The organism is Pseudomonas sp. AC463 (assembly GCF_979253585.1).
In genome coordinates, this window is record NZ_CEEDDZ010000006.1 from 222,974 (window position 1) to 243,444 (window position 20,471).

Sequence of the window (20,471 nt, forward strand, 5' to 3'; positions counted from 1 at the left end):
TCAAGTATTGCGCGCGCCCGCCGAAGTAGGTGTGTTGGAACCATCGTGCACCAACGCTACCCACCAGATAATTTGCCGAGCAGCGCTATGAGATCAGGATGATCCTGGCCTCGGCCAGGAGCCCTCATGTCTCAACCTCGCGCCCGGATTGCCTCCCAGTTAGGCCTCGCATTAGCTGTGATTCTGGCTGTCGCCATCAGCGGCAGTACCGTTTTCGCCTTGCGTTCCCTCGACTCCGCCAACCTCGATACCCGCGAGGAGCACCTGGCCAGCGAAGCGCGTTTGCTCGCCGACCAACTCAATACGTTCCACAGCACGTTGCGCGAGAGTACGCAGCGCCTGACTGGATTGTTTGAAAAGCGCTTCAGCGCCGGTTTGAGTGTGCAGGCTGATCAACTGGTCACCGTGGCCGGGGTGCAGACACCGAGCCTGCTGCTGGGCAGCGAAGTGCTCAACAATAACTTCACCGAAGTCGATGAGTTCAAGCAGATGTCCGGCGGCGTAGCCACGGTGTTCGTGCGCAACGGTGAAGACTTCATCCGGGTCAGCACCTCCCTGACCAAACAGGACGGCAGCCGCGCCATTGGCACTGTGCTTGATCGCCAGGGCCCGGCTTATCAGCGTGTGCTCAGCGGCCAGGCGTATATCGGCCGCGCGGTGTTGTTCGATCGCTCCTACATGACCCAGTACTCCCCCGTACGGGACAGCAGCGGCAAGGTGATCGCCGTGCTGTTTATCGGTTTCGACTACACCGACGCGCAGGCCGCCCAGTTTGAAAACCTCAAACGCTTCCGCATCGGCCAGACCGGTTCGTTGGCGTTGCTGGATGAGCAGAAGCGTTGGCTGGTGCCGCCGGCCGGTGTGCAGGCGTTGGATCAGTCGGTTGCCGTGATGCTGGACCTGGCCAAGAACCCAGGCAAAGGTCGCTTCTGGAGCGACAAAAACGAAGACTTCTACAGCGTTTCGGTGCCGTTCGACGGTGGCCCTTGGGCTGTGGTCGCGAGCATGCCGAAGGCTGAAATCCGCGCGGTTACCTGGGCGGTGGGTATTCGCCTGGTGATTGGCAGCGTGCTGGCCATGCTGCTGGCGGTGGGCGCCACCGTCTGGCTGCTGCGCAGCAAACTGCAGCCTTTGAGTGATCTGGTGCGTCAAGCCGAGGCCTTGGGTGCCGGTGATTTGAGCGCGCGCCTCAATGTGTCCAGTCATGACGAAATCGGCCAGTTGGCGCGCAGCTTCAACCAGATGGGCGAAGCGCTGTCGACCATGGTGTCGCATATCCGCAAGGCGGCCGAAGAGGTCAACAGCCGTGCCCAGGCGCTGTCCGGGCTGTCTGGTGGTGCCTATGAAGGCATGGAGCAGCAGTCCGGCGAGATCACCAGCATGGCCGGCGCGGTGGAGGAGTTCAGCGCCACCTCGCTGAACATCGCCGACAACATGGGCAGCACCGAGCGTCTGGCCCAGGAAAACGCGCAGCAGACCCGCATTGGCCGCACCTCGATGCAAGAGGCGTCGTCGTCGCTGGAACATATCGCGGCCGCGCTGAACAGCACCGCTACGGTGATCAACACCCTGGGCCAGCGCTCCCAGGAAATCGGCGGCATCGTCGGTGTGATCACCTCCATCGCCGAACAGACCAACCTGCTTGCGCTTAACGCCGCCATCGAAGCCGCCCGTGCCGGTGAACAGGGCCGTGGTTTTGCAGTGGTTGCGGATGAGGTGCGTAACCTGGCGTCGCGTACCCGTGAGGCCACGGATGAAATCTCCGGGATGATCCAGAGCATCCAGAAAGAAACCGGCAACGCCATCAGCACCATGGAACACGGCAATGTGCTGATGCAGGAAGGACTGTCGCGCAACGCCGACGTGGCCTCGGCCCTGGCGCGTATCGACGAGCAAAGCCGCTCGGCCGGTCAGCAGTTCGCGGCGATCACCACCGCGACCCAGGAGCAGAGCAGCACTGCGACCTTGCTCAGCAGCAACCTGCAGAGTATCGCGCTGGCCAACAGCGAGCAGCGTGAAGTGGTGTCCAACCTGGCGATCACTGCCAAGGAGCTGGAGACGCTGGCGGCGGGCTTGCGCCATGAGGTGGATCGCTTTCGCTGAAACCCGGTCTTCTAGGCACATTTGGTTCTGCATCAGGCTTAAGTGATTGCGGCTGGCCGGTATTGCAGGGCCTCTTTCAGGTGGTCGCGGCTGATGCTGTCCACCTGATCCAGATCAGCCAACGTACGCGCCACTTTGAGCAGCCGATGTGCCGCCCTTAGCGACAATGTCAGCCGCTCGCAGGCGCTTTCCAGCCAGCCTTCATCGGCCTTCGCCAGCTTGCAGTGCTTGCGCAGCCCCGGCAGGTCAAGAAAGGCATTGGCGCAACCCTGGCGCCTTTGCTGATGCTCACGGGCTTGGGCAACCTGCGCCGAGGCCGTCGCGGTGTTATCGCCGGCGTCCTGGGCAGGATTCAGCGCAGTGGTTTCCCGCGCCACGGTAAGGTGCAGGTCGATCCGATCCAGCAACGGGCCCGACAGCTTGTTGCGATAGCGCTGGATCTGTTCCGGCGTGCAGCGACAACGCCCGCTGGGTTCGCCCAGATAGCCGCACGGGCAAGGGTTCATTGCCGCCACCAGCTGAAAACGCGCGGGGAAACTCACGCGATCGCGCGCGCGGGAAATCACGATATGGCCTGACTCCAGCGGCTCGCGCAGCACCTCCAGCACCTTGCGATCAAACTCCGGCAATTCATCCAGAAACAGCACCCCGTGGTGGGCCAGGGTGATTTCCCCCGGTTGTGGCTTTGAGCCGCCACCCACCAGCGCCGGGCCCGAGGCCGAGTGGTGCGGCTGGCGAAACGGACGATGGGGCCAATGGCTCAACGGCGCCAGGCTGACTACCGATTGAATCGCGGCGACTTCCAGGGCTTCCTGCTCGCTCAACGGCGGCAGTAACCCAGGCAGGCGGCTGGCGAGCAAGGTCTTGCCGGTGCCGGGTGGGCCGCTGAACAACAGGTTATGCGCGCCTGCGGCGGCGATCAGCAGGGCGCGCTTGGCGGCGAGCTGGCCCTGCACTTCACTCAGGTCCGGGTAGGGTTTGTTCAAGTACAGCAAGCCGTCGGACTTGTAGGGTTCAATCGGTACGTGCCCATTCAAGTGGGCCACGACCTGCAGCAAGTGATCCACCGCAATCACCTTCAAGCCCGAGGCCAGGCACGCTTCCTCCGCATTCGCCCTGGGCACTATCACGGTGCGTCCCGCCTTGCGTGCCGCCAACGCCGCCGGCAACACGCCTTTGACTGCGCGCACTGCGCCGGACAAGGCCAATTCCCCCAGGCATTCCACGTCGTCGAGCATCAACGCCGGCACCTGCACGCTCGCCGCGAGGATCCCCAGGGCAATCGCCAGATCAAAACGCCCGCCGTCCTTGGGCAGGTCGGCGGGCGCGAGGTTGAGGGTGATGCGGCGCGAGGGGTATTGCAGCGCGGAGTTGAGAATGGCACTGCGCACGCGGTCCTTGCTTTCCTTGACGGCGGTTTCCGGCAGGCCCACCAGCGTCAGGGACGGCAGACCATTGGCCATATGCACTTCGACGGTTACGGCAGGCGCTTCGACGCCGATTTGGGCGCGGCTGTGGACGATGGCGAGGGACATGCTCGTTCCTTGAGTGGAGGGCCGCTTCCTGCGGTTTTTCAAGGGTAGACGAGGTGGGGAGGAGCGAGGCGGGGGAGGTTTTACAGAACGTATCCGTGGAGCAATGCAAAACAAATGTGGGAGGGGGCAAGCCCCTCCCACATTGACCGAGTTTATTCAGCCGCAGGCGTCAGCCGCGCTTCCAGCTCTGCGACTTTGGCCTCCAGGCTCTCCAGCCGCGCACGCGTGCGGGCCAGTACCACCATCTGGCTATCAAACTCTTCGCGGCTCACCAGGTCGAGTTTGCTGAAGCCACTTTGCAGCAGCGCCTTGAACTGGCTTTCGATTTCATTGCGGGGCAGCGGGGTGTCGCCGCTGAACAGGCGAGAGGCGTGGCCGCTCAGGGCGTCGAGGAGGTCTTTGGGCGCGAGCATGGGAAACATTCCGGAAAAACTGTTGGCGGGCAGTGTATCACGCAGCGTCTATAGTCTTTTTCACGGCCCTGTGCGCACGCTTTTCGCGCATATGGCCGGGCGGCAGCGCACTGTTATTGTGCGCATTGCGGCCGCCAACCCGCCCCGCAGGTGGGCATAAGTGGGCAAAGGACTGATTTCAGTGATTTTAACGGAGCTGGCAAGGTTTCTGCTTAGACGATCATGACCCATGCACTGATGCAGTCGCTGTGACGAATGCAGTGCGCCGACGGATCAGGGGTACAGGTTTCGTCACCAGTGGTTCGCTGGCGTCGTAAGGGCAACTGCCCTGCGACGATGCGTTACAAAGCCAGGCACTGCGCTTAGACTTGAGACGGGTTTGTTTTCCTGGGGCAAGTCCACCAATTCGGGAGAGAGTTTTCATGAAGCTAGTCACTGCCATCATCAAGCCGTTCAAGTTGGACGATGTACGCGAGTCGTTGTCCGAAATCGGCGTGCAGGGCATTACCGTTACTGAGGTCAAAGGCTTCGGTCGGCAGAAGGGTCACACCGAGCTGTATCGCGGCGCGGAATACGTAGTCGATTTCCTGCCGAAGGTGAAGATTGATGTCGCCATTGACGACAAGGATCTTGATCGGGTTATCGAGGCGATAACCAAGGCCGCCAACACCGGCAAGATCGGTGACGGCAAGATCTTCGTGGTCAATCTGGAACAGGCTATTCGCATCCGTACCGGCGAAACCGATACCGACGCAATCTAAGCCGCCAAACCCCAACGCCCCAGGAGAAAACAATATGACTCTGCGTAAATTCGCAGGGCTCGGAGCCCTGTTGTCCATCGTAATGCCAAGCCTGGCCATGGCGGCAGACGAAGTGGCTGCTCCAGTCCTCAATTCCGGCGACACCGCCTGGATGCTGACCGCCACCGCACTGGTGCTGTTCATGACCATCCCCGGCCTGGCGCTGTTCTACGGCGGCATGGTCCGCTCCAAAAATATTCTGTCGGTGATGATGCAGTGCTTCGCCATCACTGGCTTGATCAGCATCCTGTGGGTCGTCTACGGCTACAGCATCGCGTTCGATACCACCGGTATGGAACAGGGTGTCGTCAACTTCAACTCCTTCTTCGGCGGCATGGGCAAGGCGTTCCTGGCGGGTGTCACCCCGGCCAGCATCACCGGGCCTGCGGCGCTGTTCCCGGAAGCGGTGTTCATCACCTTCCAGATGACCTTCGCCATCATCACCCCGGCGCTGATCGTTGGTGCCTTCGCTGAGCGTATGAAGTTCTCCGCGATGCTGATCTTCATGGGCATCTGGTTCACCCTGGTCTATGCGCCGATCGCGCACATGGTCTGGAGCGGCAACGGTGGCCTGATGTGGGACTGGGGCGTGCTGGACTTCGCCGGCGGCACCGTGGTGCACATCAACGCCGGTGTGGCAGGCCTGGTGGCGTGCATCGTGCTCGGCAAGCGCAAAGGCTTCCCGACCACTCCGATGGCACCGCACAACCTGGGTTACACCCTGGTGGGCGCGGCAATGCTGTGGATCGGCTGGTTTGGTTTCAACGCCGGTTCCGCAGCTGCCGCCAACGGCACTGCCGGTATGGCGATGCTGGTTACCCAGATCGCTACCGCTGCTGCGGCGCTGGGCTGGATGTTCGCCGAGTGGATCACTCACGGTAAGCCAAGCGCGCTGGGCATTGCCTCGGGTGTGGTGGCTGGCCTGGTCGCCGTTACCCCGGCTGCCGGCACTGTTGGCCCGATGGGCGCCCTGGTGATCGGCCTGGTCGCTGGTGTGGTCTGCTTCTTCTGCGCCACCAGCCTCAAGCGCAAGCTGGGCTATGACGACTCCCTGGACGCATTCGGCGTGCACGGTATCGGCGGTATCGTCGGTGCGATCCTCACCGGTGTGTTTGCAGCCCCGGCACTGGGCGGCTTTGGCACTGTGACTGACATCGCGGCGCAGGTCTGGATCCAGTGCAAAGGCGTTGGCTTCACCGTGATCTACACGGCTATCGTGACCTTCATCATCCTCAAGGTGCTGGACATGGTCATGGGCCTGCGGGTTACCGAGGAAGAAGAGGCTGTTGGCCTCGACTTGGCGCAACACAACGAACGCGGCTACAACTTGTAAGTACGCGTAAAAAAGATGCCCGGCTTGCCGGGCATTTTTTTGTCTGTTGTTTGTCAGTCGTAAGAGGCTGTAACGGTTTTTGCAGCAAGTTTGTGTTCGGCCGCACACGGCACTTTCAGGCATGCGAATGTCTTACAGGCATGTAGGCGTATTCGGCACTTTGTTTTTTCCCTAAGCGCGCTAGAATGCGCGCCGATGGGCGGAGAACTGTATGTGGCAACAGACCCTGATTACCCTGCGGGCCAAGCCCCGGGGCTTTCACCTGGTGACCGACGAGTTGCTGGCCGGCTTGCCTGAGTTGAAGGCCTGTCGCGTGGGCCTGTTGCACCTGTGGCTGCAGCACACCTCGGCCTCGTTGACCGTCAACGAGAATGCCGACCCGGCGGTTCGTCGTGACTTCGAGCGTTTCTTCAATTCGCTGGTGCCGCAAGGCCACGCCGGATTCGAGCATAACGACGAGGATCCGGATGATCTGCCGGCGCACTTCAAGGCCAGTCTCCTGGGCTGCCAGCTGAGTTTGCCGGTGAAGGCCGGCCGCTTGGCGATAGGGACCTGGCAAGGTGTTTATCTGGGCGAGCACCGTGATCATGGCGGTGCTCGTAAAGTCCTCGCCACCTTGCACGGTGATGGGGCATAAGCCACGGGAAATCCTGTGGACGTTGATTTTTTTCCAGCGACCTCGACAGAGGGTGAAGCTGGGCTATAACTAATCTGCTTTTCGCAAGTCATGAGGTAGAACATGAGCGACGATGATCTGGAAAACGACGAACTGGAAGTAGGTGACGAAGACGACACCGAAGAAGGCCTCGAAGCGGCGGCGGAAGACGTGGCTGACGACGACGGTGGCGATGATGCGCCTGCTCCGGCTGCCAAAGGCAAGGCCAAGGCCGCTGTGTCGGTAGACGAGCTGCCGAGCGTTGAAGCCAAGAACAAAGAGCGCGATGCGCTGGCCCGTGCGATGGAAGAGTTCCTCGCTAAAGGCGGCAAAGTGCAGGAAGTCGAGGCCAACGTGGTGGCAGATCCACCGAAGAAGCCGGATAACAAGTACGGCAGCCGACCTATCTGAGGTCAGCCACCTGCTTGTAGGAAAAAGCCCGCCGTCGCTGCGGGCTTTTTCATGCCTGTGAGTTTTGTGGAGATGCAAATGTGGGAGGGGGCTAAAGTGTTACTGCCAGCTGCGGAGCAACTCAGGCAACTCCGTCAGGCTGCGAATCTGCGCATCTGGATGCTTGTCCCCCTCCCAACCCTTGCCCGTCGGGTTAAACCACACCGCCCGCAGCCCCGCCTGCTGTGCGCCGGCAATGTCATCGCCCGGGTGATCGCCAACATGCACCGCCGCACCGGCGTCCACGCCGCCACGCTGCAGCGCCTCTTGAAACAATCGTGCATCCGGCTTGGCGATACCGATGTCTTCGGCCCGCAGGGCAAAGTGGAAGTAATCCGCCAGCCCCACGCGCTGCACGTCGGCGTTGCCATTGGTGATGACCCCCAGCAAAAAGTGCTGGCGCAAAGCCTGGAGCATCGGCTCGGCTTCCGGGAACACGCTGATCTGGTGCCGCGCGTGAATGAACGCCTCGAAGCACACATCGGCCATTTCCGTGGCTTCTGGCTGTGGATAACCCGCCTCTTCAAAGGCATGCATCAGCACGCGGTGGCGCAATACGCTGATGCGATGCTTGAGTTCCGGATGGCGCTGCAACACTTGCTGGCGCAGGCTGGCGAAGTGTTCCAAAGGTAAGTCGCCCACCTTGGACGCATTAACCGCCAGCCATTCGCGCATCGACGCTTCGGCGCTGATGATGACGGGTACGTTGTCCCAGAGTGTGTCGTCCAGGTCGAAGGTGATCAGCTTGATACTCATGAGTCGCCGCCCTTGATGCGTTTGGCCCGTGGATGGGCGCTGTCATACACCGTTGCCAGGTGTTGGAAGTCCAGATGGGTATAGATCTGCGTGGTCTTGATGTCGGAGTGGCCGAGCAGTTCCTGCACCGCGCGCAGGTCCTGGGAGGATTCGAGCATATGGCTGGCAAAGGAGTGGCGCAGCATATGCGGGTGCAGGTTCTGCCCCAGCTCGCGCTCGCCGGCAGCCTTGACCCGTACCTGGATCGCCCGTGGGCCCAGGCGTCGGCCTTGCTGGCTGACAAACACGGCGTCGTCGACCGGGTTGGTCAGCAGGCGCAGCGGCAGCCAAAGCTGCAGGGCTTCCCGCGCTTTGCGGCCCACCGGCAGCACGCGAGTCTTGCTGCCCTTGCCGAGCACTTGCACCAGGCCGTCGGCGAGGTCCAGTTGGTCCAGGTTCAGGCCGGTCAGCTCCGACAGGCGCAGGCCAGAGGAATAGAACAGTTCGAGGATCGCCTGGTCGCGATGGGCGAGAAAATCATCCTCCACGGCGCCATCCAGCAGTTGCAGGGCGCGATCGGTGTCGAGGGTCTTGGGCAGGCGCCGCTCGCCCTTGGGCGGGGCCAGGCCATTGGCCGGGTCGTGATCGCACAGGCCTTCGCGGTTCAGATAATGGTAGAGGCCGCGCACCGCCGACAGCAGGCGTGACAGGCTGCGCGAGGACTGCCCCGCCTGGTGCAGGCGCGCGACCAGGCTGCGCAGGCTCTGGATATCCAGGGCCTTCCAGCTGCTGATCTGGTGTTTTTCGCAGTACGCCAGGACCTTGTTCAAGTCTCGTCGGTAGGCTTCCAGGGTATGGGGCGACACCTGGCGCTCGTTGCGCAGGTGAGCGCAGTAAGCGTCCAGTTGCCGTTCCATGGCTAGCGCACCGCGCGCAGGGCGGTGGTGAAGCGCGGCAGTACGCGGCCCAGCACTTCGGCGATGTAGGTCAGGAACAATGTGCCCACCGAGCTTTTGTAGTGCGCAGGGTCGCGGCTGGCAATGGCCAGTACGCCGTGCAGGCCTTGGTAGCTGAGGGCGACCACGGCGGTGGAGCCGATCTGCTTGCGCTGCTCGATGCCAAACAGGAAGTCCAGCTCATGCTCGCGCAAGGTGCCGCTGATGGTCTTGCCTTCGGAGAGCAGGCCGCCGATGGCGGTTTGTGCGTCGCTGCCGCTGACCCAGCGCCCCACCGGCATCGGGTTGTCGCTGAACAGGATCAGGCTCACAAAGGGCACCTGGAAATCCTCGCGCAGGCTGTCTTCCACGGCGATCACCGTTTCTTCCAGGCTGGTGGCGTCCATCAATGTAAGAATCAGGCGGCGGGTCTTGTCGAACAGGCGGTCGTTGTCGCGGGCCACGTCCATCAGCTGTGAGAGACGATGGCGCATTTCGATGTTGCGCTCGCGCAGGATTTTCATCTGGCGCTCCACCAGCGACACGGTATCGCCGCGCTGGTGGGGGATGCGCAGGGCGGGCAGCAGTTCTTCGTGTTCGACGAAGAAGTCCGGGTTAGCCTCAAGGTACGCCGCGACAGCAGCGGCCTCCAGACTTTCGCTTGGGGTTGCTTGGGCGGGTACTTGAGGCTTATCGGTCATTAGCTTGGCTCACTCATAGACGGACCTGTCCTTCGTATACACGCGAGGCCGGCCCGGTCATCAGCACCGGGTGGCCAGGGCCTGCCCATTCGATGGACAGGCGTCCACCGGGCAGGTCGATCAGCAGCGGCGAATCCATCCACCCCTGGCTGATCGCGGCCACGGCAGCGGCGCAAGCACCGGTGCCGCAGGCCTGGGTTTCGCCGGCGCCGCGTTCCCACACGCGCAGTTGCGCGCGGGAACGGTCGATCACCTGCAGGAAACCCACGTTGACCCGTGCCGGAAAGCGCGGGTGGTGTTCGATTTTCGGCCCCAACTCATGCACGGGCGCGTTGTTGATGTCAGTCACCCGCAGCACCGCATGGGGGTTGCCCATGGACACGGCGGCGATATCCACCGACTGGCCATCCACGTCCAGCGCGTAGCTGGCGGCCTGCTCGGTGGCCTGGAACGGAATATCCGCCGGCACCAGGCGTGGCGCGCCCATGTTGACGCTGATCTGGCCGTCGCTGCGGATATCCAGTTCGATCACGCCGCTCTTGGTTTCGACGCGGATCTGACGCTTGGCGGTCAGGCGTTTGTCCAGCACAAAGCGCGCGAAGCAGCGCGCGCCGTTGCCGCACTGTTCCACTTCGGAACCGTCGGAGTTGAAGATCCGGTAACGGAAATCCACCTCCGGGTTGCTTGGCGCTTCCACCAGCAGCAATTGGTCAAAACCGATGCCGGTGTGCCGGTCGCCCCACTGTTTGGCGTGCTTGGGCAGGATGTGCGCGTGCTGGCTGACCAGGTCGAGGACCATGAAGTCATTGCCCAGCCCGTGCATCTTGGTAAAACGCAGCAGCATGGCTTACTCCGGCAGCAGGCTTTCGCCAGCATACAACTCGGCTACCGTCTCGCGGCGACGCACTTCAAACGCTTGATCACCGTCCACCAGCACCTCGGCGGCACGGCCGCGGGTGTTGTAGTTGGAACTCATGACAAACCCGTAGGCACCGGCCGAATGCACGGCCAGCAGGTCGCCTTCTTCCAGGGCCAGCTGACGCTCCTTGGCCAGGAAGTCGCCGGTCTCGCAGATCGGGCCGACGATGTCATAGGTGCGCGCTTCGCTGTTGCGAGGCGTCACGGCGGTGACATTCATCCAGGCCTGGTACAGCGCCGGGCGGATCAGGTCGTTCATCGCCGCGTCGACGATGGCGAAATCCTTGTGCTCGGTGTGCTTGAGGTACTCGACCTGGGTCAGCAGCACGCTGGCATTGGCGACGATGTAGCGACCTGGCTCGAACATCAGGGTCAGGCCGCGGCCTTCGGTGCGCTCGCGCACGGCCTGAATGTAATCGGCGATCAGTGGTGGGTTTTCATCGCGATAACGCACGCCCACGCCGCCACCGAGGTCGATGTGGTGCAGGTAGATGCCGCATTCGCCGAGGCGGTCGACCAGTGCCAGCAGGCGGTCGAGGGCGTCCAGGAACGGCGGCAGGGTGGTCAGTTGCGAGCCGATATGGCAGTCCACGCCCAGCACTTCCAGGTTCGGCAGTTGGGCGGCGCGGATGTACACGTCTTCGGCGTCGGCAATGGCAATGCCGAACTTGTTCTCTTTGAGACCGGTGGAGATGTACGGGTGGGTGCCGGCGTCGACGTCCGGGTTGACGCGCAGGGAGATCGGCGCGCGAACGCCCATCTCGGCGGCCACGACTTGCAGGCGCTCCAGCTCGTCGGTGGATTCGACGTTGAAGCAATGCACGCCCACTTCGAGGGCGCGGCGCATGTCTTCGCGGCTCTTGCCGACGCCGGAGAACACGATCTTGTCAGCCGTGCCGCCAGCGGCCAGTACGCGTTCCAGCTCGCCACGGGAAACGATGTCGAAACCGGCGCCCAGCCGCGCCAGGACATTCAGTACACCCAGGTTGGAGTTGGCCTTGACCGCGTAGCACACCAGGTGCGGTACGCCGTTCAGCGGGTCGGTGAAGGAACGGTACTGGGCTTCGATATGCGCACGGGAGTACACGTAGGTCGGGGTACCAAAGCGCTGGGCAATCGCGGACAACGCCACGCCTTCCGCGAACAGCTCGCCGCCCCGGTAGTTAAAAGCGTCCATGGGGTTCCCTTAGTAGGTGTCGTGCTTATGCGCTTTGGCTGGCTTTTGCGACGATTGCGCCTGTTCATTCGGGTCTTTGCTGTCATCGGGCAGGTACAGCGGGCCTTTTTGACCACAGGCACTAACGAGGCAGGCAACCGCGACGAGCGCAGCAAGGGACGAGATCAGGCGCTTCATGGCGAAATCCTTGAATATGCATTAATTGCGCCCGAGTATACCGACCACCCGCCAGCTTGCCTATGCGCTGAAATACCCGTCCGGCGGGGGTTTGCCGACATGGTCAAGAAACGTCCTACGCTATTCGGGGATATTTCATTCCGTCAGTCGTGATGAAATCAGTATCCTTTGCAATCGGCGGGGCTCGCCCGTATCGTGCGGCGCTTGAGCAAAACCAGACACTTTTGAGGTTGCCACAATGAGTTTGACCGAAGCCCGTTTTCACGACCTGGTGGATTCGACCCAGCAGGCGCTGGAAGATATTTTCGACGACAGCGGCCTGGATGTGGACCTGGAAAACTCGGCCGGCGTGCTGACTGTCAAGTTTGAGAACGGCACTCAATTGATCTTCAGTCGCCAGGAACCGTTGCGCCAACTTTGGCTGGCGGCGCGTTCCGGTGGCATTCACTTCGATTTCGACGAAGAAAGCGGCAAATGGCAGTGCGACAAGAGCGAAGAGCTGTTGGGTGAAATCCTCGCGCGCCTGGTTCAGGAACAAGCCGGCGTCGAGCTGGACTTCGACGAGATCTGAGCCGTGACCCAGCCTGCACCTGTACGCCCGCCCAAGCCGCTGTTCAGTAATGTCAGCCCGGCGGTGCCGTCACCTTGTATCAGTTTGTGTCGCCTGGACGAGCAAAAAGTCTGCCTCGGCTGCTTTCGCCACGTCGAAGACATCCGTGAATGGCGCTCTGCCGACGATGCCCGGCGCCGCGTGATCTGCGCCCAGGCCGAGCAGCGCAGGGCGAGCGCCTGAGGTCGTCTTGTTTATTTGTGACGCTGTGGTAGTGTCCGGGTACGCCTCAACTCATCGAGGCCCGTGAGAACCCCGCCTTTTTCTGGCGGGGTTTTGCTTTTTTGTGCAGAAAAAAGGAGTCTGCCTGAATCATGACCACCGCACCGTCCATCATCCTCACCCGCCTTGACGTGCAGCGTCTGGAGCAACTGATCGACCGCTTGGGCGACGAGACTCCCGGTGTCGAAGCGTTGCAAGCCGAACTCGACCGCGCCGAAGACGTGGTTGGCCACGATGAAGTGCCTGCGGGTGTCGTGACCATGAACTCCAGCGTGCACTGCCGTGAGCAAGGCAGTGGCAAGGACTACCACCTGACCCTGGTTTACCCGAAAGACGCCAACGCCGATGCCGGCAAAATATCGATCCTGGCGCCGGTGGGCAGCGCCTTGCTCGGCCTGCAGGTTGGCCAGCATATCGACTGGCCGGCGCCCGGCGGCAAGACCCTCAAGCTTGAATTGCTGAGTGTTGAAGGCCAGCCAAAAGACGGCGGCGCCTTCCCGCTCTAAATCTGGCTTAGCGCCGCGTTGAGCGACAGCTCCAGCTCGGCCTTGTAGCGCAGGTACAGGTTGCTCGGGCTTTGCACATCACCGAGCAGCCCCGACAGGTCCAGGTCGGTGATGTAGCAGCGGTAACGTTCGGTCTCCCGGCGTTGCCCGACGATTTCCTGGGCGACCACTGCGAACAGCTGGTCGCCAAATTCCAGTTCGGAAAACTCCCGCTGATTGCAGTACAGGGTAATGCCCACCTGGCCTGGTGCGGCCTTGCCGATAATCGCCTGCACGTCATAAAAGGGCTTGTTCGCCGGGTTCAGCGGGGCGGGTCGCGGCTCGATGCCGCGCGCGCGGCCGCCGCCCGACGGCAATAGCTGGTAATACAGGACCTGTACCGCGCCCAGCGGCTCTTGCGGGTCCAGCGGCGACAACGCATCCCGGCGATAGATGATCGACTGCAAAAAGCGCTGCAATGGCGCCAACAGGCTCTGTTCGTCATGGAACGGCAGGCGCTGTTGCCAGAGGGCGTTGAACTCATCCAGCACGTACAGCTCGGCGAAGCCTTCATTGACGCGGTAGAACACCTGCACGCAATCGGCCTGGCCCATGGGCAGCAACAGCGCCAGGTCGTGGTCTTCCAGGGCCATCGAATCAAGGTGCAGCGGGCTGTAGCTGGCGAGTTCTTCACTGAGATAGGCCACCAGTGCGTCCTGGGTCGCCAGTGACACGTGGGTGGCCTGGCCCGGCACCAGCTCCATCACGTGATAGTGCTGTTGTACCTGCAGCAGGTAGCGATGGTTGCCCTGACCCAGCAACAGGTTCTGCGCCGTATCGAAGATTTCTTCTACGCGCTGGGCAATGAATTGCGCACGGTTGTGACAGAAGCAACGTACCCGCAGCCGTGGCAGGTGATCCGCCGGCAACTGGTTGAGGTAGTCGCGCAGGCAGTCGAGCAGCGCATGCGGGCCGTCGTAGCGGCTGACCATCACCTCGTTCCAGCTGTTGAGCGTGACCTGGTCCAGGGTCAGCACCAGGTTGTCGCGCACGCCGGCGTAACTCAGCGAGTCGGTGCGCTCGGTGGTCATCAGGATATTCAGGTCGCGGTGGTGCTTGAGCGGGTCGACGCCGACGTTGATCAGCAGCAACACCTCCTCGGGCACCGCCGAGCGCAGCAGGCGTTCTTCATCGACGCTGGCCAGGGGCAGGGCGACGGTCTGTTGCAGGCTGCCGAGCAGGTTGAACAGCTCGAATTCGGTCATGTCGCTGGTGCCGGGGTGCAGGGCCAGGCGCGTGCTGCTGTCGATCACGCCGTTGCGGTGGCACCAGGTGAGCATTTCCAGCAGGTCGCGGCTGCGCTTGATCGGCGCGAAATGCTCCCATTCCAGCGCCGTGAGGTTGCCGTTGTACAGGCCCCAATGGTGCTGGCCGGGCTCCTTGCGGTTGGGTGATTGCACCAGGGTCAGGGTGTCTTCGGCGAGGTCCGGGGCAATGCCCGGGTTGATGAACTCGACCTTGCCGGCCTTGCGTTCAAAAGCCGCATACAGGCGCCGGCCGAGCACATTGAGGTCGCGCTTGTTGATCAGGCTCACGGTCTGTTCGGTGCGGGCGAACTGGGTGAGGAAGCGGTAGCTGTAATTGAGCTCGTTGACCAGCGCGCGGCGCTCGGAGGCAACCTGGCGCACTTTCCATTGGCTGCGGCTGTCCAGCAGCGTCAGTTGGCGCTGGTCCCAGCCCCATTCATGGGCCAGGCGTTCCAGCAGCAGGCGCTGCCAGCTGGTAGTGCGCTGGCCGGCGGTGAGCTTGCGGTTGACCTTCAGGTACAGCGCGCGCCGCACCAGTTCCAGGCGTTCCGGCTCGTTGCGGGCCTTGAGGTGTTCCTCGATGCGGCGGTAGACCACCATGTACGGGTCCAGCTCGTCCAGGTCCATGTGGTTGGCAAACACTGCGCGCTTGAAGCGCAGGCTCAGGCAGTGCACGTTCGGGTGCTCGCTGGCGTAGACCTCGGTCAGCAGCAGCTTGAGCACCGACTTGTATGGCGACTCAATGCCTTTGAACAACTGCCATAACCCGGCGCCGATGAATTCGCCCGGGGGGATGCGCGCCAGGTGGCCGAGGTCGAGGGTTTCGTCGGCGCGGATAAAGCGCTTGGAGATCAGTGTGTGAGTGAATTCGGCATAACGGGTTTCCTCGTACACCGGCACCAGCCACCAGATCGGCGTGCGCCCGGCCAGCCAGATGGCGGTGCGGTAGAACTCGTCCAGCAGCAGGTAATGCTGGGTGGTGCCGCAGTCGTCGGAGCTGAGCTGGGTGTCGCGCTCGCCGAGTACAAAGCGTGTCGGGTCGATCAGGAAGAAGTGCGCCTCGGCGCCCATGCTCAGGGCCCAGGTTTCCAGCAGTTGGCATTTCTTGCGCAGTTCGGCCAGTTCGTTGTCGCTCAGGTCCGGTGCGTGGCAGACCCACACGTCCATATCGCTCTGGTCGGCCTGGGCCAGCGTGCCGAGGCTGCCCATCAGGAACAGGCCGTGGATCGGTCGCGGCGGGTTGCCATGGCGCGGTTTGTAGGAAAACGAGCGGGTCAGGCGCTGGGCTTCGGTGAGGGCCTGGGCATCGGGTTCGAAATTCGACAGGCCCGCCGGCGTGCTGCCCGACACGTAGCCCGGCAGCAGCGGATGGTTGACGTGGAAAAACAGCGGCAACAGGGTCAGCACACTTTGCTGGCGTGGCGTCAGCCCCTCGACGGCCCGGGCCATGCGGCCCTCATTGAGGGCCATGAATCGCGCGCGCAGCTGGGCCAGAACCTTGCGGTCGATGCCTTCGTCCAGGTCGGGGCGGATTTCATGGGTGCGGGTCATGTCGAATTCGTTGGCTCGCAGAGCCCGACGTGGGCGGCCGTATCGGAGTTTACAGCCAGTAGCGTAGGAGGTTTAGCGGCAAATGGTTTTGACGCCAGAATTTTGTGTCCGCCACGGCAACGCCCTCGGAATCCGCAGTGGGGCGGACTCCATGGGCGGTATCCGGTATCAGGCGGCTTCTTTGGTGGTGGCAGTGGTCAAGATGGTCAGCAGGGTTTGCGCTTGTTCGGCGGCATCCCGGCCCAGGCTGGTCAGGTAGCCTCCGTCCGGCTGGTCGATCAGCCCTTTGGCATGCAGGCGCTTGGCAGCGGCGATGGCCGTGGGAGCAGCGGTCTGGTGGACTTTCAGACCTTCTTTGGTGCTGTCCAGGGGGAAGAGTACAAGGATTTCCAGTTCGGCAACCAACTCAGGGGTATACGACATAAGGACTCCAGACTTTCTAAAATTTATTAGAGGCTAGCAGGCCATAAGGTGAACGCACTTTGCCGAACTGTCCAGCGTGTTGCTGCGCGCCAGGATTATTCCTTTTCGGGCGGCAGTTCAGGCAGCGCACGCAGTGCGGTTTCATACCATTCGGTATCGAAAGCGCGGTCGTCGTCGAGCATCGCGTCGATCTCGTAGGCCAGCACATGGGCCATGAGATTGAGGATCTCTTCGCGCTCGTAGCCCACCAGGGTCAGCTTGTTGAAAGTGGCTTTGGCTGCTGGCGGATTGTCGCTTTCGATCTGGTTTTCGATGGCCTGGATCAGCGTGCTTTCGGTGAATTCTTCTTCGTCGTTATCAATATCGGTCGGCTCGCTCATGGCAGGCTCCTCAAGGAAAGGGCGCCAGTCTACCCCCATTCAGGCAGGTGATGCTGCTGGCAAGGCCAGGCCCCGGCAGCTATAACCCTTGCAGCCAACCCCATTCCCGGCCTGGAGGCAACCGCAATGCTCAAGCTCTACGGATTTTCGGTCAGCAACTACTACAACATGGTCAAGCTGGCGCTGCTGGAGAAAGGATTGCCGTTCGAAGAGGTGCCTTTTTACGCCGGGCAAACCCCCGAAGCCCTGGCCGTGAGCCCGCGCGGCAAGGTGCCGGTGCTGGGGGTGAAGCAGGGGTTTATCAACGAAACCAGCGTGATTCTCGAATACATCGAGCAAACCCAGGAAGGCCCCGCGCTGCTGCCGGCCGAGCCGTTCCAGCGCGCCCAGGTGCTGGCGCTGTGCAGGGAAATCGAGCTGTACATCGAATTGCCTGCTCGTGCGTGTTTCGCCGAAGCGTTTTTCGGCATGGCGGTGCCGGAGGCGATCAAGGAAAAGTCCAAGGCCGAGTTGCTGCTGGGGGTCGGGTCACTGGGCCGGCACGGCAAGTTTGCGCCGTATGTGGCGGGGGAGAGCTTTACGATTGCGGATCTGTATTTCATGTACAGCGTGAACCTCGCCTGTGCGGTGGGCGAGAAGCTGTTTGGCCTGGATTTGCTGGCTGAACTGCCGAAGGCCAAAGCGTTGCTGGAAAGATTGCATGCCATGCCCAACGCTCAAAAAGTGGCGGCAGACCGCGAGGCGGCGTTGCCAGCCTTTATGGCGATGATTGCGGCCAAAAAGTAACCAAATGTGGGAGGGGGCTTGCCCCCGATAGCAGAGTGTAAGGCAACACATGTGCTGGCTGGCCCACCGCTATCGGGGGCAGGCCCCCTCCCACATTTTTTAGCGGCTGGCCAGTAAGGCCTGGCCGCGCACGACGGCAGCCTTCACCTGCGCCGGCGCAGTACCGCCGACGTGGTTACGCGCATTCACCGAGCCTTCCAGGGTCAGCACGGCGAACACGTCCTGTTCGATCTGGTCGCTGAATTTACGCAGCTCTTCCAGGCTCATCTCTGCGAGGTCCTTGCCGGTGTCCACGCCGTATTTCACGGCATGGCCGACGATTTCGTGGCAGTCACGGAACGGCAGGCCACGGCGCACCAGGTAGTCCGCCAGGTCGGTCGCGGTGGAGAACCCGCGCAAGGCCGCTTCACGCATGATCGCGTGCTTGGGCTTGATCGCCGGGATCATGTCGGCAAATGCGCGCAGCGAGTCGCGCAGTGTGTCTGCGGCGTCGAACAACGGTTCCTTGTCTTCCTGATTGTCCTTGTTGTAGGCCAACGGTTGGCCTTTCATCAGGGTCAGCAAGCCCATCAGCGCGCCGAATACGCGGCCGCTCTTGCCACGCACGAGCTCGGGCACGTCGGGGTTTTTCTTTTGCGGCATGATCGAGCTGCCGGTGCAGAAGCGGTCGGGCAAGTCGATGAACTGGAATTGCGCGCTGGTCCACAGCACCAGCTCTTCGGAGAAGCGCGACAGGTGCATCATCGCGATGCTGGCGGCGGCGCAGAATTCGATGGCGAAGTCACGGTCCGACACGCCGTCCAGGGAGTTGCCGCCCACGGCGTCAAAACCCAGCAGCTGTGCGGTGTACTCGCGGTCGATCGGGTAGGTGGTGCCCGCCAGCGCGGCGCTGCCCAGGGGCATGCGGTTGGCGCGCTTGCGGCAATCCACCAGGCGCTCGTAGTCGCGGCTGAGCATTTCGAACCAGGCCAGCAAGTGGTGGCCGAAGGTCACGGGTTGTGCGGTTTGCAGGTGGGTGAAGCCGGGCATGATGGTGCCGGACTCACGCTCTGCCTGCTCCAGCAGACCTTTTTGCAGGCGGGTGATTTCGGCCAGGATCAGGTCGATTTCATCGCGCAGCCACAGGCGGATATCGGTGGCCACCTGGTCGTTACGGCTACGGCCGGTGTGCAGCTTCTTGCCGGTCACACCGATGCGGTCGGTGAGGCGGGCCTCGATGTTCATGTGCACGTCTTCCAGGTCGACGCGCCAGTCGAACGAACCGGCTTCGATCTCACCACGAATGGTGGTCAGGCCGTCGATGATGCTGTCGCGTTCGGCGTCGGTCAGCACGCCGACCTTGGCCAGCATCGTCGCGTGGGCGATGGAGCCCATGATGTCGTGGCGGTACAGGCGCTGGTCGAAGGTGACGGAGGCGGTGAAGCGCGCGACGAAGGCGTCGACGGGTTCACTGAAGCGGCCGCCCCAGGACTGGTTGGTCTTGTCGGTGCTCATGGATTCGCTCGTGATCTGCTAAGTAAGAAGGCGTGGAAGTCTACCGGCGATAATAACAGGGTTGCCCGCGGAGGCGGTGCTGCGGGTCGTCGGCATTTTTATTTGTGCAAAGGATGGCTAAGTGCCTTGCCGCCGAACGCGTCCGGGAAGAGACTGGAGGCAGGCGTTTATTGAAACGATATTTGACGATTGAGCAATGCCATCTCGGTGAACGTCTACAGTTGGACTGATAGTGTGTGAATGCACCAAAGTCGGGTGATGCGGTCATAGCCCAGACTATCCATTTAAACAGGGGGGTATTCGGATTGTGTATCAGCAAACCCTACGACGATGCCCGCAGGCAGCAGGTCTTGGGCGCTATTGAACAGGTCCGGGTAAATATGGGTGCCGCTGCCAGGGCACTTTTTGCCGCTCGCGCTAGTCTTAGCGTGGATCGCTGTGACGCAAGTCACCGCACCTGTCTACGCTATCCTTGTGCGAGACTCACGCAGGAATCCAGCGCAATATGAATGTCCTGATCGTTGATGACGAACCCCAAGCCCGCGAGCGACTGAGCCGTTTGGTCAGTGAGCTCGAGGGTTATACAGTCCTTGAACCGAGCGCCACCACGGGCGAAGAAGCGTTGACGCTGATCGACAGCCTCAAGCCGGATGTGGTGTTGCTCGATATCCGCCTGCCAGGCCTCGATGGCCTGCAAGTTGCCGCCCGCCTGAGCGAGCGAGAATCGCCGCCGGCCGTGGTGCTGTGTGCGGCCCAGGAAGAGTTTTCGGCCGACACGCTGGAAGCCAGCGGCGTCAGCTTCCTCACCAAGCCGGTCGCTGGCGAAGCGTTGCTCAAGGCCCTGAAAAAAGCCGAGCGACCCAACCGCGTGCAACTCGCTGCCTTGACCCAGCCGGCCGCCCAAAGCGGTAACGGGCCGCGCAGCCACATCAGCGCACGTACGCGCAAAGGCATTGAGCTGATCCCGCTGGGCGAGGTGGTCTACTTCATTGCCGACCACAAATACGTGACCCTGCGCCACGAAGCCGGCGAAGTCCTGCTGGATGAGCCGCTCAAGGCCCTTGAGGATGAATTCGGCGATCGCTTCGTGCGTATCCACCGCAACGCGTTGGTTGCCCGCGAGCGTATCGAGCGTCTGCAACGCACGCCTCTGGGGCACTTCCAGTTGTTCCTCAAGGGGCTCAACGGCGATGCGTTGATCGTCAGCCGACGCCATGTCGCCGGCGTGCGCAAGATGATGCAGCAGCTTTAGCCCAGGGGCTTCGGCGCGGTCTGCAATAC

The 20,471-nt window shown here is 62.1% G+C and carries 22 protein-coding genes; 10 read left to right on the plus strand and 12 right to left on the minus strand.

Annotation, left to right across the window (positions count from 1 at the left end; translation table 11 throughout):
* Nucleotides 1–126 precede the first annotated feature (126 nt).
* Complete coding sequence (locus tag AC0IYH_RS09735) at nucleotides 127–2,103, plus strand: methyl-accepting chemotaxis protein (protein ID WP_471834051.1); 1,977 nt, start codon at nucleotides 127–129, stop codon at nucleotides 2,101–2,103.
* 38 nt (nucleotides 2,104–2,141) lie between these two features.
* Here AC0IYH_RS09735 and AC0IYH_RS09740 read toward each other — a convergent pair whose 3' ends face one another.
* The gene (locus tag AC0IYH_RS09740) at nucleotides 2,142–3,638 is read right to left on the minus strand and encodes a YifB family Mg chelatase-like AAA ATPase (RefSeq protein ID WP_471834053.1); all 1,497 of its coding nucleotides are present in this window, start codon (nucleotides 3,636–3,638) and stop codon (nucleotides 2,142–2,144) included.
* A 152-nt stretch (nucleotides 3,639–3,790) separates the two neighbouring features.
* Nucleotides 3,791–4,051: an accessory factor UbiK family protein gene (locus AC0IYH_RS09745; protein ID WP_116626971.1), complete on the minus strand. Its 261-nt coding sequence runs from the start codon at nucleotides 4,049–4,051 to the stop codon at nucleotides 3,791–3,793.
* 422 nt (nucleotides 4,052–4,473) lie between these two features.
* On the opposite strand from AC0IYH_RS09745, the gene glnK reads away from it, so the two are divergent.
* From glnK to sutA, 4 genes are all read left to right on the plus strand, one after another.
* On the plus strand, nucleotides 4,474–4,812 hold the full coding sequence (gene glnK / locus AC0IYH_RS09750; protein WP_002555808.1) for a P-II family nitrogen regulator: 339 nt from the start codon (nucleotides 4,474–4,476) through the stop codon (nucleotides 4,810–4,812).
* Between the two features lie 34 nt (nucleotides 4,813–4,846).
* Complete coding sequence (locus AC0IYH_RS09755; RefSeq protein WP_116626970.1) at nucleotides 4,847–6,184, plus strand: ammonium transporter; 1,338 nt, start codon at nucleotides 4,847–4,849, stop codon at nucleotides 6,182–6,184.
* Between the two features lie 211 nt (nucleotides 6,185–6,395).
* Nucleotides 6,396–6,821 (plus strand): secondary thiamine-phosphate synthase enzyme YjbQ, encoded by a 426-nt coding sequence (locus tag AC0IYH_RS09760; RefSeq protein ID WP_471834055.1) that lies wholly within the window; start codon nucleotides 6,396–6,398, stop codon nucleotides 6,819–6,821.
* 102 nt (nucleotides 6,822–6,923) lie between these two features.
* Nucleotides 6,924–7,250: a transcriptional regulator SutA gene (gene sutA, locus AC0IYH_RS09765; protein ID WP_016975879.1), complete on the plus strand. Its 327-nt coding sequence runs from the start codon at nucleotides 6,924–6,926 to the stop codon at nucleotides 7,248–7,250.
* Between the two features lie 99 nt (nucleotides 7,251–7,349).
* Here sutA and AC0IYH_RS09770 read toward each other — a convergent pair whose 3' ends face one another.
* The 6 genes from AC0IYH_RS09770 to lptM are packed head-to-tail and all read right to left on the minus strand — an operon-like array spanning nucleotide 7,350 to nucleotide 11,932.
* Nucleotides 7,350–8,045 carry an HAD-IA family hydrolase gene (locus tag AC0IYH_RS09770; protein ID WP_122774535.1) on the minus strand — a complete coding sequence of 232 codons (696 nt, stop codon included), beginning with the start codon at nucleotides 8,043–8,045 and terminating at the stop codon, nucleotides 7,350–7,352.
* Nucleotides 8,042–8,941: a tyrosine recombinase XerC gene (gene xerC / locus AC0IYH_RS09775; protein ID WP_116626967.1), complete on the minus strand. Its 900-nt coding sequence runs from the start codon at nucleotides 8,939–8,941 to the stop codon at nucleotides 8,042–8,044. The genes AC0IYH_RS09770 and xerC overlap by 4 nt, the downstream gene beginning before the upstream one ends.
* 2 nt (nucleotides 8,942–8,943) lie before the next feature.
* Complete coding sequence (locus tag AC0IYH_RS09780; protein ID WP_116626966.1) at nucleotides 8,944–9,660, minus strand: DUF484 family protein; 717 nt, start codon at nucleotides 9,658–9,660, stop codon at nucleotides 8,944–8,946.
* A gap of 13 nt (nucleotides 9,661–9,673) precedes the next feature.
* Nucleotides 9,674–10,504, minus strand: a complete 831-nt coding sequence (gene dapF, locus AC0IYH_RS09785) for a diaminopimelate epimerase (protein ID WP_116626965.1) — start codon at nucleotides 10,502–10,504, stop codon at nucleotides 9,674–9,676.
* Between the two features lie 3 nt (nucleotides 10,505–10,507).
* Nucleotides 10,508–11,755 carry a diaminopimelate decarboxylase gene (lysA, locus tag AC0IYH_RS09790; RefSeq protein ID WP_116626964.1) on the minus strand — a complete coding sequence of 416 codons (1,248 nt, stop codon included), beginning with the start codon at nucleotides 11,753–11,755 and terminating at the stop codon, nucleotides 10,508–10,510.
* Between the two features lie 9 nt (nucleotides 11,756–11,764).
* Complete coding sequence (lptM, locus tag AC0IYH_RS09795) at nucleotides 11,765–11,932, minus strand: LPS translocon maturation chaperone LptM (RefSeq protein ID WP_017845169.1); 168 nt, start codon at nucleotides 11,930–11,932, stop codon at nucleotides 11,765–11,767.
* A gap of 238 nt (nucleotides 11,933–12,170) precedes the next feature.
* Here lptM and cyaY point away from each other — a divergent pair, with 238 nt between their 5' ends.
* The 3 genes from cyaY (at nucleotide 12,171) to rnk (ending at nucleotide 13,270) form a co-directional block, all read left to right on the plus strand.
* Nucleotides 12,171–12,503 (plus strand): iron donor protein CyaY, encoded by a 333-nt coding sequence (gene cyaY / locus AC0IYH_RS09800; protein ID WP_116626963.1) that lies wholly within the window; start codon nucleotides 12,171–12,173, stop codon nucleotides 12,501–12,503.
* A 3-nt stretch (nucleotides 12,504–12,506) separates the two neighbouring features.
* Nucleotides 12,507–12,725: a DUF1289 domain-containing protein gene (locus AC0IYH_RS09805; protein WP_116626962.1), complete on the plus strand. Its 219-nt coding sequence runs from the start codon at nucleotides 12,507–12,509 to the stop codon at nucleotides 12,723–12,725.
* Nucleotides 12,726–12,856: 131 nt separating this feature from the next.
* On the plus strand, nucleotides 12,857–13,270 hold the full coding sequence (gene rnk / locus AC0IYH_RS09810; protein ID WP_116626961.1) for a nucleoside diphosphate kinase regulator: 414 nt from the start codon (nucleotides 12,857–12,859) through the stop codon (nucleotides 13,268–13,270).
* On the opposite strand, the gene AC0IYH_RS09815 is transcribed toward rnk, so the two are convergent.
* From AC0IYH_RS09815 to AC0IYH_RS09825, 3 genes are all read right to left on the minus strand, one after another.
* On the minus strand, nucleotides 13,267–16,107 hold the full coding sequence (locus tag AC0IYH_RS09815; RefSeq protein ID WP_471834058.1) for a class I adenylate cyclase: 2,841 nt from the start codon (nucleotides 16,105–16,107) through the stop codon (nucleotides 13,267–13,269). The genes rnk and AC0IYH_RS09815 overlap by 4 nt on opposite strands.
* Nucleotides 16,108–16,275: 168 nt before the next feature.
* Nucleotides 16,276–16,530 (minus strand): TIGR02647 family protein, encoded by a 255-nt coding sequence (locus AC0IYH_RS09820; RefSeq protein ID WP_010207442.1) that lies wholly within the window; start codon nucleotides 16,528–16,530, stop codon nucleotides 16,276–16,278.
* A gap of 95 nt (nucleotides 16,531–16,625) precedes the next feature.
* Nucleotides 16,626–16,910 carry a hypothetical protein gene (locus tag AC0IYH_RS09825; RefSeq protein ID WP_471834060.1) on the minus strand — a complete coding sequence of 95 codons (285 nt, stop codon included), beginning with the start codon at nucleotides 16,908–16,910 and terminating at the stop codon, nucleotides 16,626–16,628.
* A 126-nt stretch (nucleotides 16,911–17,036) separates the two neighbouring features.
* Here AC0IYH_RS09825 and AC0IYH_RS09830 point away from each other — a divergent pair, with 126 nt between their 5' ends.
* Complete coding sequence (locus AC0IYH_RS09830; RefSeq protein WP_471834062.1) at nucleotides 17,037–17,696, plus strand: glutathione S-transferase family protein; 660 nt, start codon at nucleotides 17,037–17,039, stop codon at nucleotides 17,694–17,696.
* A gap of 99 nt (nucleotides 17,697–17,795) precedes the next feature.
* Here the strand turns inward: AC0IYH_RS09830 and argH are convergent, their stop codons facing one another.
* On the minus strand, nucleotides 17,796–19,190 hold the full coding sequence (gene argH, locus AC0IYH_RS09835; RefSeq protein WP_471834064.1) for an argininosuccinate lyase: 1,395 nt from the start codon (nucleotides 19,188–19,190) through the stop codon (nucleotides 17,796–17,798).
* A 505-nt stretch (nucleotides 19,191–19,695) separates the two neighbouring features.
* On the opposite strand from argH, the gene AC0IYH_RS09840 reads away from it, so the two are divergent.
* A complete protein-coding gene (locus AC0IYH_RS09840) occupies nucleotides 19,696–20,442 on the plus strand; it encodes a LytR/AlgR family response regulator transcription factor (protein ID WP_116626956.1) in 747 nt (248 codons plus the stop codon).
* Nucleotides 20,443–20,471: the final 29 nt, after the last annotated feature.